Source organism: Streptomyces sp. NPDC021224 (genome assembly GCF_044332905.1).
In the GTDB taxonomy this organism is placed as follows: Bacteria; Actinomycetota; Actinomycetes; order Streptomycetales; family Streptomycetaceae; genus Actinacidiphila.
In genome coordinates this window covers 98,448-110,965 of the sequence record NZ_JBIRPW010000020.1, presented here as the reverse complement: position 1 = coordinate 110,965, position 12,518 = coordinate 98,448, and the positions used below count along the sequence as shown (strand labels likewise).

Below are 12,518 nucleotides of genomic sequence, written 5' to 3'. Positions count from 1 at the left end.
GGCGGCGGCCCCGGACACCGGCAACCGCGTTGGTGGGGCGTCTAGTTGAGGGGGATCGTGTGGAGGGCCGGGGGGAGGGCCGCGCGGTAGGGGAGGAGGCCCAGGCGGCGGTGCCTGAGGGTGGCGGTGACGCTGACGCGGGCCTGGGCGGGGGTCGCGGCGGGGGCTTTGACGATCACGGTGAAGGTCTCGTCGCCGACCAGGGGGTGGGCACTGGTGGGGTGGATGCGCCATTCGGGGTCGCTGTCGCGTTCGCCCATGCCGATGACGAAGGGGGACTCGCGCGGCGCGCCGGGGGTGACGGCGAGGGTGGACTCGACGATGGCCAGGCGGGCGGTGAGGGTGACGGCGGTGGAGCGGCCCGCCGGACGGCTGCGGTGGCGGGGGGAGAGGGACCAGGCGACGGGCTGGCGGTCGGCGGGGGCGCCGGGCGCTTCGAGGAGGATGCCGACGGTCGCGTCGGCGAAGGGGTCGCCGTTGGCGGGCGGCCGGAAGGCGCAGGTGACGCTGAGCAGCAGGTAGTCGCTGTGGGCGGCTTCTGCGGTCAGGAAGCCGAGCCACTCGGCCGTGTCGGCGGCGGCCTCCCGCGGGGTCAGGGGGTGGACGACGGGGGTGCTGACCGACACCCGGCCCTCGACGCGGGGGTGGGGGGCGGGTGACTGGAGGCGGGGGACGCTCTCCAGGGCGACATCGTGGAACGGCGTGGTGGGCAGGGCGAGTTGGCTCATGAGGGGGCTCCGTGCGTCGCGTCGTCCGGGGAACGCCAGTCGCCGATGAGGCAGAAGGCGCCCCAGTCGCGGTATGCGGGGTGACGGGCCCGGGTGGTGGTCTGGGCGTCGCGGAACGCGGCCCGGCGGTCGGGGTGCCGGGCGAGGCGCTCGTACAGCGTGCCGAAGAAGTCGGTGGCCACCTGGGGGTGGACCGGCCACAGGCAGCCGACGACGGCCGAGGCGCCTGCGGCGAGGAACGCGGCGGGCAGGCCGCGCAGGTTGTCGTTGACGTCGAAGCGCCCCAGGGCGGATTCGCAGGAGCTCATCGTGACCAGCTCGACGCCCCGCAGGTCGGCGCGGAGGACGTCGTGCGCGAAGAGGCGGCCGTCGTTGTCCGCGTCCGGTGACAGGAACAGGCACTGGTACCAGGGCGCCCACTCGTTGTGGGCGCCGTGCGCGGCGATGTGGACATAGCGTGCGTCGGCGAGTTCGGCGAGCAGCCGACGGGGCGTGGCGGCCGCGCCGAGCACCGCGTGGCCGCCCATCGCCGCCGCGACACCGGCCGCGTGCGGCTCCAGCGCGTCCTGCGCGGGCCGTCCGTGCGGCGTTCCCCCGGTGGCGGAGGCGAAGGCGACCAGCCCCCGGGGGGTGGGGGGTCGACGCACGGGTGAGGGGGGTGTGCGGAGGAAGCCGAGGCTCGGCAGCTGGGTCACGGTCCAGTCCTCGGCGAGGGGGCGGCCGTTCACCTCCAGCAGGTGGAACGGCACGTAGTGCAGGGGGCCGTTGGGCCATATGCAGAGGTGCCGTTTGCCCGCCGCCCGCCAGCCGTCCAGCGCCTCGGCGTATCCGGCGAGCAACAACCCGCTCTGGTCGCGCAGTTGGGTCTGCGCCATCCGGCTCACGGGGCGGTGCAGCGGTTCCGCGACGACGGCGCGGCGCAGCTCCGAGACGTCGAACATCAGCGGGTGGGCGGACAGGACGTGGCCCTCGCGCGTGAAGCGGTAGATTCCGGCGTCGACGTCGCCCAGCCGTACGGTGTGGTGCTCCAGGCCCTCGCGCGTCACCGCCAGGCCCGACACCGAGCTGGCGGCGCCCGTGCCGTCCGCCCGGGGGACGTAGCCGAGGTAGAGGGAGAGCAGCACGGTGTCCTCGGGCAGCAGGGGGCACAGCTCGTCGGGGAAGAGCAGCGGGTTGCCGCGCCCGGCGGCGCCCGCGAGAAGCTCCTGGCTGATCCAACGGTCCGCCGCGCGCAGGGTGTTGCGGTGCTCCGTCTCGGGATCGCCGCCGGTCTCGGCCTCGCCGGTGCCGACGTAGAAGAGCATCGCGTCGTCGGGGCCCGGGAGTTCGGGCTCGCTGACCGGACCCGGCAGCCGGGCCTCCTGTGCCGCGACGTGGGCGAGCATGCGCGCGAGCCGGGCGGAGGGGGTGAAGGGGCCGGGACGGTCGGACAGAAGCGTGAGGTCGACGCCCTTGGCGGCCTGGTGGAGCAGCGCCATCAGGCCGAAGGAGAGGGCGGGGTAGCCGCTGAGCTTGAGGGTGAGCAGCTGGTAGAGGTCGCGCAGCTTCCAGCCGACGCCCTCGTCGAGTCCGCCGCGCAGCCATACGGACCCGGGCAGCAGCGCCGCGGCGGCCGGGCCCGCGCCTGTCCCGTCCGCCGCCAGCACCGCTTCCAGCCCGGCGTCCAGGCTGGTGAGCGCCAGGCCGGTCTGGCCGCACAGCGCGTAGGACTCCGCGGCCATGCCGAAGTGCCGGGCGGCGAGGGCCTCGTGGCCGTACGCGGCCGGGTCGGGCGGGGCAGCTAGGTCGGCCGGGTCGGGCGGGGCCGGGGGTGCCGGGCGCTCCCCGGAGGCCGCTCGCACCATGACCCGCAGCCCCGCGTCGTGCGCGAGCGTGCCGTCGAGGTAGTGCAGCGCGGCGGCGTGCCGGGCGCACAGCGCGAGGTCGATGTCGCGGGCCCGTGTGGTCAGTTCGCGGCCGAGGTGCTCCTCACCGCCGCCCCGGGAGTGGGCGGCGAGGTGGATGAGGGTCGCCGCTCGCTCGTCGGACGGCCAGTCCTCGCGTTCGGCCTGCGCGAGGACGTGCGCGGCCGCCGCCTCCGGCGGGACGGGTCCGGTGGGGCAGTCGACGCGGTTCTCCGGCAGGCAGTGCACCTCGCTGTCCCACCGGGCCCGGCGGTACGAATCCCCCGGCAGCGAGGGGAGTTCGCGGTCGGCGGCCTCGATGAGCCGGAACTCCAGGTCCGGCCTGCGGACGTGCCGGGCCAGGCCGAGCGCCTCCGCGAGGACGCCCGCCGCGTCCCGCACCCCGAACCGTTCCCGCACGGTGGCCAACGGCAGCGGGAGGACGCCCGTCAGCTCGTCGGGCAGGGCGACTTCGCCGAGGACGGCCAGGACCCGCAGCAGGTAGAGACGGCCCAGCGGGTCCCGCACCGGGTCCAGCAGGTCGAACGCCTCGCGGGCGGCGGCACGGATCTCGTCGTCGTAGGAGACCGCGGTGGGCGTGGCCGCCTGCCCCGACTCCCGCGCCAGGCCCGCCAGGACGGACAATGCCTCCGCCAACGACTTGAGCACGCGCGCCCGTTCGTGCCCGCGCGACAACTCCGCGCCCTCGCGCAGATAGCGCACCGCCTCCCCGACCGCCTCCAGCGGCGGCGGCATCTCGGCGCTCTCGGGCTCGCCGACGGCCCCCGCGCCGTGGGGGTGGACCGCGCGACGCCGGGCCGCGCGGTCGCGCCACAGATCGTTGGCCGACGCGAAGGTCAGGCCGGAGGTGTGGGCCACGTACGGACTCAGACGCAACAGGCCTGCCGCGTAGAGGGTTTCGGCGAGTTCGGCGGGGTCGTCCCCGGTACGGACCCCGGCGCGCAGCTTCGTGATCTGCTCGTCCGCCACGGCGGCGGCGTGGGCGAAGAGGTGGCCGTCGGCGATCTCGACGAGCGCGAGCCGCGCCGCCTCGACATACGCGTCCGCCGCCCACCACCACGGTGTGTCCCGCTCGGCGGGCCACCGCGCACGCGTGGCCTCCAGGGTGAGGGTGAGCGCGGGCAGGGCGTCGACGGGGTTCCCGGCCTCGACGAGCCGGGCGGCGCCGAGCAGTACGGAGGCGACGGCGGTCCGGGAGAGCTCGCGCGCCGGGTCGCGCACCCGTGCGATCGCCTCGGCCTGGGTCGTGACCCGCCCGCCGACCTGCGCCGCGAGCGCGACCAACTCCTCCGCCTGGCGCCGTACCTCAGGATTCTCGGACTGCCCCGGCCCCGGTCCCGGCCCGGCGACTGCGAGGGCAGCCGCTGCCGTGCTGTCCGGCGGCGGGGGTTCGGCGGTGGCCCGCCGGGCGCGCGCCTCGTGGGCGAGGAGCAGTCCCGTGGCCCGCGCGAGGTTGGCGAGATACGACTCCCGGGCCGGGGCCGCCGCCCGGTCCACGGCGAGGCGCAGCCACCGTACGGCCTCCTGCAGCAGCGTCACCGACTCCTCGCCACCGCCCCCGGACCCGGAGGGGGCCGTGGCCGGGGACCCGTCGAGCGCTTCGACGCGCCGCCCGAGAGCGGCGCCGAGTCCGGCGGCTGCCCGCGCGGCGCTCACGTCGGGCGACGTGGCGGCGTGGGCGAGCGCGTCCCGGAAGGCGGCCTCGGCCCGGGTGAGGTCGCGCGTGTCCCGGGTGAGTTCGAAGCGCCCGACGAGCGCCTCGGCGTAGGTGGCCGCGCGGGTCGTGCGCCGGGCGGCCGACGGTTCGGGCAGGTCGGCGACCGCGCCCAGCAGGCGTACGGCGGCGGCCGCGTCGGCTTCGCGTACGGCGGCGGGCCGGTCACGGAGGGCGGCGCGCTGCGTCAGCGCGAGGCCGTGGACGGTGTCCCGGTAGGCGTTGTCGTCGCCGTCCGCAACCGTCTCCACCAGGCGTACCGCCTCGTCGAGCGCGTCGCCGTCACCGCTCTTCTCGGCCTCGACGACCAGGTCGGCAGCGTGCTCCAGCGGGTCGCGCCACGGGTCGTGGCCGGTCTCCTCGACGAAGCGCGGCCACAGCTCACGCGGCACCCGCCGATGGTCGACCAGGTAGAGCAGCTTGAACACCTGTATCGCCGTGGCCAGTTCGGCATCGGCCCGCTCGCCGGGTCCGAGGGCGAGGGATCGCGCCCAGAAGAACGCGGCGAGGGTATGGAGCGTGTCGGGGTCGGGCGCGGCCGGGGAGTCCCGGATGTCGACGAGGAGCGACCGTGCGAGCGCGAGGGCGTCCTCGTCGAGCACGGCACGGGGGTCCTGGCCGGTCCTGGCCTCCCTCACCCGCGCCGCCAGTTCGCGCAGAACGTCATCCACGAATCCCCCGTCCGTCGGCCTGCCCATCGTAGTGACGGGACTTCCGCCGCCCCGGCGAAACGCGCACCTTGCGGGGCGGCGGGCACGGGGGCGAGGAAAGGAACGGGCCTCGCACTCCCCGAACACGGCTGCCCGAGGCCGCGAACCGAGTGCCACCGCCTCGGTGCACCCCTTGGACGCACCCGTGCGGCCAGGCCGGTTTCGGCAACGGCCACGGCCCGCCCGGGGCCCGCTCCGGCAGGTGCTCGACACCCGCGCCGGTCGGCGCCGTCCGGACGCGCCGGACCGCCGGGCCGGGCCCGGGGAGGTGTCCCCGCAGCGGTCCCTGACGGGGAACGCCATCAGGTGCGATTTCCGGGGCCTGACGGACAAGGGCTCGTAGCGGCGGCGGTGCCGGGCGACAGCCCGCTCGGCAGCCTCACTCAGGTCGCGCCGGGGCGCCGAGGGCACGGTGCGACACGGACGTGCGTACGGAGCGACGAGCAGGACCCGCCGGTCACGGGGGTGACCGGCGGGGCGGCGGCGCCGCCCACAGCCGTGGGCCGCCGTGGTCGCGCAGCCTGCGCAGGAAGGAGAGCACGCCCGCGCTGCCCGTCGCCCAGCCCGGTCCCGACGTGGCGAGCGTGTTGTCGGGGAAGAGCGGCCGTCGCGGGGTGCCGCCGCTGCGGGCCAGGATCAGCCCGGCCACCTCCTCGGCGGCGCGGTGCAGTCGGCTGTCGCCGGTCGCGGCCGCCGCGTCGATGAGGAGTTCGCCGACGCCGGACAGGCCGCAGCACTGGGACACCGGGCTCATCCGGGGTGCGAGGGCGTGGCACGCCCACGCGCACTTCAGCCCCAGGTCCGTGATGAGCGGGTCGGCGTCGTGCCTGCCCGTCTCGATCAGCACCGCCCCGATCCCGGCCAGCCCCCGGCACCAGGACCCGTAGCGCCGGTGGGCCTCGGGCCGGGCCGCCAGGGCGAGCAACCGGGGGGTGTGCGCGACCAGTTCGGCCAGCCCGCGGCGGGCGGCGGCGCCCGCGTCCGGGTCACCGGTGCCGCGGTGGTAGGCGTACAGGAAGTGCACGACGCCCGCCGAGCCGTGGGCGAAGCCGAAGGGGAACGCCGCCTCGGAGGCCGCCGCCGAGGCGGGCGGCTCGACGCGCTCGCGCCCGGCTGCCCGCAGCGCCCGTACGCACTCGCTCGCCGCGGCCGTCCGCGCGTCGCCCTCCGCGACCCGCCCTGCGGCGTACGCGTGCCCGGCCAGTGCCAGCAGCCCGGTCCCGGCGCCCGCGGCGCCGCTGATCTGGTCCCGGGTGCCGTCGTACGGGGGCGGGTCGGCGAAGGCCGCGGGCAGGCCGGTGAGCGCGGCGGCCGAGTCGAGGAAGAGGTCGATTCCGGTACGGCCGACGTACAGCCCGGCGGCGAGCTTCGGCAGGTCCGGGTCGTCGGCGGTCCGACGGGCCAGGTCCCTCACCGCCTTTGGCACGCCCGGCTGGTCCGTGTGGTGCAGCAGTTCGAGGCCCAGGCCGGCCGCGCCGTCGTAGAGCGTCGTTCCGGAGCCCTGCCGTCCGTCCCGGGACCGCGCTCCCGCGGGCAGGTCCGCGGCGGCGGCCACGCAGGCCGCGACGGTGTGCGCGATCAGGTCGTCCAGCAGGCCGGGCGTGATCCGCAGCGGCGTCGGGAGCGGGCGCCCGGCGGCCGCGGGCGGTTCCGGTACGCGCCGACCCCGCGCCCAGGCGGTGCGCCGTACGGGGTCGGGGTCCGTCAGTGCGGCGACGAGTTCACGCGTCGGCCGGTGCGCGGCGCCCGGGAGCGCACCGGCCAGGCAGGCCAGGGTGCGGTCGCGGTTGACGGCGTCGTCCCGGTCGACGACCACCGGATCCATGCCGGTCAGCGCGAAGTGCAGGGTCGCGCCGAGCGCGTAGAGGTCGTCGGCCGGTCGGGGCGGCCCGCCGGCGCGGTGGGCCGGCATCGAGTAGCCGGGCGTGGCTCCGGCCGGTCGTTCGCCGTGCAGCGCGCTGACGCCGAAGTCCACCAGGGACGCGGTACCGTCCGCGCCGAGCACCACGTTGGACGGCTTGAGGTCGCCCACGACGACACCGCGGGCGTGGACACCGTCGAGCACCGCGAGCAGGCGGCGCGCCAGGGCGGCGATTCCGCGGCCGGTCCCGGCGTCCTCGCCCGGCCACGCCTCGGCGGGCTCGTACGGCCCGTGGGCGAGCACGTCGCGGCGCAGGTCGCGGGGGCCGAGGTCGGTGGTGACCAGGTACTCGTCGGCACCGTGCCTGAGGTGCTCGCGGATCGCGGGGACGCCGTCGAGGCCGGTCAGGGCCGCGAGGACGGCGTGCTCGTGCCGCAGCCGGCCGCGGGCGTCGACACCGTCGGCGTCCTCACCCGCGTACGCCCTGGCCTGTTTGACGATCACCCGTTCGCCCGTGACGGCGTCCACGGCGCGGTAGACGTCACCGTGCGGGGAGCGGGCGACGCCCGAGGTGAGCCGGTAGCGGCCGCCGATCAGCCGGGCCGGGCGGGGTGGTTGCGGCGGCTCCGCCCGGAACGGGTCCGCGGCCCACGGCGGTTTGCGGTAGCGGGTGCCCGCGCGGCCGGGGAAGGTCGCCCCGCCGGGGCCGGTCATGGTGAGCGCGGCGTCGTCGCCGCCCGTGGCACGGAAGGGGCCGTAGCGGTAGGAGACGGGGGAGTCGGGGCGGATCCGCCGGTCGCTGAGCACCCGGGGGGCCGGCCGCCCCGCCAGCAGCTCGGCCAGCTCACCGCCGAGCGCCGCCACGTCCGCCGGACGCGGATAGACGGTGACCGCCTTCCCGACCAGAGCGGGATCCCGCTCCCCGCTGTTCATCGCCCGCAGTTCCTCGGCGCCCGCGGCGAACTTGGCGTCGCACGCGTACCGCAGCAGCACCGGCACGACCAGGTCCGCGACCTGGCACAGGTCGGCCGCCCGCGCGGAGACGTGCAGCTTCCAGCCGTGGCGGGGGAGCTGGCCGTCGCCGCCCGCGAACAGGCAGAGCCACGGGCCGTCGGCGACCAGCCGCCGCCCGCTGCCCGCGAGCAGCGCCGCGAGCCGCTCGCGTAGGCCGGGGCCGCCGTCCTCCCGGAATCCACGGTCGGCGTTCGCCCGCAATCCGGACACGGACGTTCCCGGGGCGCGCGCCCCGATAACGTCCGCGCCCTCCGGGGACGTCCCGGCCGCCATGCCCGGACTAGTCGCAGCCGAGGCGGGTCGTCGCGGTCGGGAAGGGCTCGGGCAGACAGGCCTCGATACCGCGGCCGGGGTCGGCCTGGTCCTCGAACGGCACTTCTTGTTCCTCCACGGCCACGTCCAGTGGGCCGGCGTCGCGGACAGGCAGTGCCACAGGGCTCATGGTGGTCCTTTCGTCAGGAGGGGGACGGGACGGCCCGCCGTGCGGGGTCGTCATGTCCCTGCCAGTCTCGCCGCGGCGGTGCGTGCGGGCAAGGAGTGCGAATCGGCCGTTCGCCGGATGCGCCCGCCCTGCGCCGCCCGAAGGCCGGGGCTCCCCGGGGGGCGACCGCCCTGGGCCCCGCGCACCACGCCGGCCCCGCTCGTATCCCTCGATATTGTCTGAGCACGGTCAAGAATCTAGAGTGGGTGCGGAGCACTGGCCCTTCCGTACCGTCCGGCACACCCCTCCTACCTGGACGTGACATGACGCGACGCCGTCGTACGCTCATCGCCGCCTGCCTGCTGGCCGTTCCGGCCGCGAGTGCCCTGCTGCCCTCCGCGGAGGCGGCCGTGCCGCCCGAGCACGCCGTCGTGGTCTGCCAGAGCGCCAGCTTCTACGCCAACTACGACAGCGCGAACGGCCCGTCGGGGCTGCTGCGCACGCTGGGCTACGGCAAGAAGATCGGCCACACGCCGGGTTCGCACCCCGTCTACAACGGCTGGGCGGCCAGCTTCGACTTCGGGCCCGACGACTGGGGCTATCTGCGGATCGAGTGCATCGGCGGCTACGACTCCTGGTGAGGCCGGATCCGGCCCCCGATGCCGCCCGCCCCTCACACCCCCTTCCAGCAGAAGGAGTTCACCGTGCTGCGAAACGTGACGACGGGCGCCGCTGCCGCCGCCCTGGCCGCCGCCGCGCTGCTGACCGCCGCCGTCCCGGCCGGTGCCGCCGACGGGACGGTCGGCGTGCGGGAGACGGTCTGCGCGCAGGACCTCTACGTCAGGACCGAGCCCCTCGGCGCCTGGACGGGCACGCTGTTCCAGGGCCAGACCTTCCTGGTCGAGCAGGTGGACGGCTCATGGGTGTACGGCTTCGCGTACGGCGACATCAACCGGCACGGGTGGGTGCAGAACGGCTGGTTCTGCTGAGGGACGACTCCGCCGCGGCCCCGGAGCCGCGGGGGTCGGCGGCCACGCGGCGATCAATGCACCGGACCCGGCCGCGCGGTGTGTGCTACGTTGCGGCCATGCCCACCACGGTTCGTCTCTATTGGCGCTTTACCTCGGCTCCGGGAAGAGCCGCAGGTCACTTGCGCTGACCACGACGACCCGGAGCCACAAGGGTAGGGACATCCGTCCCTGCCCTTTCGCCGTAAGGTGGGCCACTCCGGGTACCTGTGACGACGCGGTGCGAGGCGGACCCACCTTCGTACAGAAGGAATCGCGTCTCCATGCTTTCCGCTATCCCGGACGAGCGGTCACAGCCCACCAACGATCTGCGCGTCCGCAGTTTCCAGCCCCTTGTGTCGCCCGCGGAACTCCGCAGGAGCCTTCCCATGACGGCCGCCCGTTCCCGGGTGGTCCTCGAAGGCCGGGAAGCCGTACGCAAGGTCCTGACCGGTCAGGACGACCGGCTGCTGCTGGTCACCGGGCCGTGCTCGGTCCACGACCCGGCGGCCGCCCAGGACTACGGCCGCCGGCTCGCCGAGGCCGTCGCCCCGCTGAGCGACGCGCTCTGCGTGGTCATGCGGGTCTACTTCGAGAAGCCGCGCACCACCCTCGGGTGGAAGGGCCTCATCAACGACCCCGACATGGACGGCACGTACGACACCCAGCGCGGACTGCGGACGGCCCGGCAGGTGCTGCTCGACATCGTGGACCTCGGACTGCCGGTGGGCTGCGAGTTCCTGGAGCCGACCAGCCCGCAGTACCTCGCGGACCTGGTGAGCTGGGGGGCGATCGGCGCCCGTACCCCGGAGAGCCAGGTGCACCGCCAGCTGGTGTCGGGGCTCTCCATGCCGGTGGGCTTCAAGAACGCGACCGACGGCGATGTGCAGGCCGCGATCGACGGCTGCCGCGCGGCAGCCGGTGAGCACGTCTTCTTCGGGATCGACGGGGACGGCCGGGGCGCGATCGTGTCCACCACCGGCAACCCGGACAGCCATGTCATCCTGCGCGGCGGGCGCGGCGGCCCCAACTACGACGAGCGCAGCGTCTTCGACGCCTGCAAGCTCCTGGCGAAGGCGGGAATGCCGGAACACGTGGTTGTCGACGCCAGCCACGGCAACAGCGGCAAGGACCACGTCCGTCAGGAGGCCGTCGTCCGCGAACTGGCCGGACGCATCGGCGACGGTGAGCGGCGCGTGGCCGGTCTGATGATGGAGAGCTTCCTCCTGCCGGGCCGCCAGGAGCCCGGTCCGCTCGACACCCTCGCCTACGGCCGGAGCGTCACCGACGCCTGCATCGGCTGGCAGGAGACGGCTCCTCTCCTGGAGGAACTCGCCGGGGCCGTTCGCCGCCGCCGTGGCGCTGCCCGCTGACCGGTCCACGCACCCGGCCGCGCGCCCGGCGGCTCGCAGCCACCGGGCGCGCGACAGGCCGGACGGGGACGTCCGTCAGGCCGGGAACACGTGCTGGCCGGGAGCCAGCAGCCCGCACGGGTCGTAGCGGTGCTTGGCGGCCGCGAACTCCGCCCAGACGCGGCCGTACTGGTGACGCCAGTCCGCGGCGCTCATGGGAATCGTGCCCACCGGGTACTGCGTGCCGCCGGCCGCGCGCACCGTCTCGTACGCCGCGTGGTTGGCGGCCGCGCGGGCGGTGATCGCGGCGGGGTCGGCCGGATCCAGCGTCCACAGGACCGCGAACAGGTACGGCACCGGGTCGTCCGGCATCCGCAGCAACGGGGTGTGCAGCCGGGCGGCGGAGAGCGGGTAGAGCAGGACGACGCCGCCGGGGCCGGTGTCCTGACCGGCCATCCGGTCGAGCAGGGTGCGGGCGAGTTCGGCGGCGCGGTCGCCGGGCAGCAGCAGGTTGAGCCAGGGGTGCGCCCATGCCCAGAAGCCCGCCGCTTCCAGCGCCGCGACGCCCGGGGCCAGCCGGTTGAGGAAGTCGAAATAGTCCAGGGTCTCGGCCGTGACCGCGCCGGACCGGTCGTAGCGCAGGCCGCGGAGCAGCGCGGTGTCGTCCGGTGCGGGGCCCGCGGGCGGGCCGTAGGCGGTCGCCTCGATGACGTAGCCGGTGAACGCCCCCGTCGCGTCGGGTGCGATCGAGCCCTCCACATAGGCGAACCGCTCGTCGTTCACCAGTCGCCGCTGGTCGTCGAGGTAGGTGGCCAGGTCGGTGTAGGGCAGCAGGAAGTGGCGTACGGAGGTGGGCGCGGTCACCAGCCGCAGCGTCGCGGAGACGATGACGGCGCACTGGCCGAGTCCGGCGAGCACGGCGCGGAAGAGGTCGGGGCGGCGGGTCGGGGAGCAGCTGACCAGTTCCCCCGCTCCGGTGACGACCTGGAGCGCGGTGACGGTGTCCACCTGGGCGCCGTACCGGTGCGACTGGCCGCCGAGTCCGCCGACCGACAGGGTGCCGCCGACCGACAGTTCCAGGTAGTCGGTGAAGACCGGCGGGGTGAGGCCGTGCGCGAGGGTGGCCCGCACGACCGCGCTCCACACGGCGCCGGCGCCGACCGACACGGTTCCGGTACCGGCCGCCCGGTCGCGTACCGGCCCGATCGTGTCCAGCGGCGCGGTCTCGATGATCAGCCCGCCGGCCACCTGCGCCTGGCCGTTGGTGCCGTGGCCCTGGCCGCGGGCGGCGACCTGGATGTGATGGGTGTTGCAGAACCGGACCATCGCCACGATGTCGTCGACCGAGCCGGGCCGCAGGACGGCGGCCGGGAGGCGGTGCACGAAGTGGCCGAAGTCGTCCGCGTCGGCGGCGAGCGACGCGGGGTCGGTCAGCAGCGTGCCGTCCAGCTTCGGCACGCCGGCCATGCCGTCGCCCAGGGCGTCCCCGGAGTGCGGGCGGGCCGGGCCCGCGACCCAGGAGCGGGCCGACGGGTCGAAGGCGATCACCCCGACGCCCGCGGCCATGCTGTGCAGAACGGTCCGTCGGGTGGGCTGCTGGGACATTCTCCGCCTCCTCGGCAGGGCGCGACGTCTCTCGTACGGTGCGGCGCGCCGCCGTGCGGGCACAGGCCGACGACCAGCGCGATGCTATCCGAGGCGGTGTTCACCTGCGGTCACATCGACGGGAACGGGTGCCCGTGTCGCGGTACGGCCGGCGAACGGCCGTACCCCCGTGGTCCCCGCGGTCCCCCGGGAGGGCGTGTGC

The 12,518-nt window shown here is 75.5% G+C and carries 8 protein-coding genes; 3 read left to right on the top strand and 5 right to left on the bottom strand.

What is annotated here, in order from left to right:
- Positions 1-41: 41 nt before the first annotated feature.
- The 4 genes from ACH4PY_RS32905 to ACH4PY_RS32890 all read right to left on the bottom strand — a co-directional run bounded on the left by ACH4PY_RS32905 (position 42) and on the right by ACH4PY_RS32890 (position 8,364).
- Positions 42-728, bottom strand: coding sequence for a hypothetical protein (locus tag ACH4PY_RS32905; protein ID WP_398191539.1), 687 nt, complete (start codon positions 726-728; stop codon positions 42-44).
- Positions 725-5,017, bottom strand: coding sequence for a CHAT domain-containing protein (locus ACH4PY_RS32900; protein ID WP_398191536.1), 4,293 nt, complete (start codon positions 5,015-5,017; stop codon positions 725-727). Before ACH4PY_RS32900 ends, ACH4PY_RS32905 begins: the two co-directional genes overlap by 4 nt.
- Before the next feature lie 496 nt (positions 5,018-5,513).
- On the bottom strand, positions 5,514-8,141 hold the full coding sequence (lanL, locus tag ACH4PY_RS32895) for a class IV lanthionine synthetase LanL (protein ID WP_398191533.1): 2,628 nt from the start codon (positions 8,139-8,141) through the stop codon (positions 5,514-5,516).
- A gap of 70 nt (positions 8,142-8,211) precedes the next feature.
- A complete protein-coding gene (locus ACH4PY_RS32890; RefSeq protein ID WP_398191530.1) occupies positions 8,212-8,364 on the bottom strand; it encodes an SflA family class IV lanthipeptide in 153 nt (50 codons plus the stop codon).
- Between the two features lie 311 nt (positions 8,365-8,675).
- Here ACH4PY_RS32890 and ACH4PY_RS32885 point away from each other — a divergent pair, with 311 nt between their 5' ends.
- The 3 genes from ACH4PY_RS32885 (at position 8,676) to ACH4PY_RS32875 (ending at position 10,732) form a co-directional block, all read left to right on the top strand.
- Positions 8,676-8,993: a hypothetical protein gene (locus ACH4PY_RS32885; RefSeq protein WP_398191527.1), complete on the top strand. Its 318-nt coding sequence runs from the start codon at positions 8,676-8,678 to the stop codon at positions 8,991-8,993.
- 18 nt (positions 8,994-9,011) lie between these two features.
- Complete coding sequence (locus ACH4PY_RS32880; protein WP_398191524.1) at positions 9,012-9,341, top strand: hypothetical protein; 330 nt, start codon at positions 9,012-9,014, stop codon at positions 9,339-9,341.
- Between the two features lie 302 nt (positions 9,342-9,643).
- A complete protein-coding gene (locus ACH4PY_RS32875; RefSeq protein ID WP_398191521.1) occupies positions 9,644-10,732 on the top strand; it encodes a 3-deoxy-7-phosphoheptulonate synthase in 1,089 nt (362 codons plus the stop codon).
- Between the two features lie 75 nt (positions 10,733-10,807).
- Here ACH4PY_RS32875 and ACH4PY_RS32870 read toward each other — a convergent pair whose 3' ends face one another.
- Positions 10,808-12,316 carry an FAD-binding protein gene (locus ACH4PY_RS32870; protein ID WP_398191518.1) on the bottom strand — a complete coding sequence of 503 codons (1,509 nt, stop codon included), beginning with the start codon at positions 12,314-12,316 and terminating at the stop codon, positions 10,808-10,810.
- Positions 12,317-12,518 lie beyond the last annotated feature (202 nt).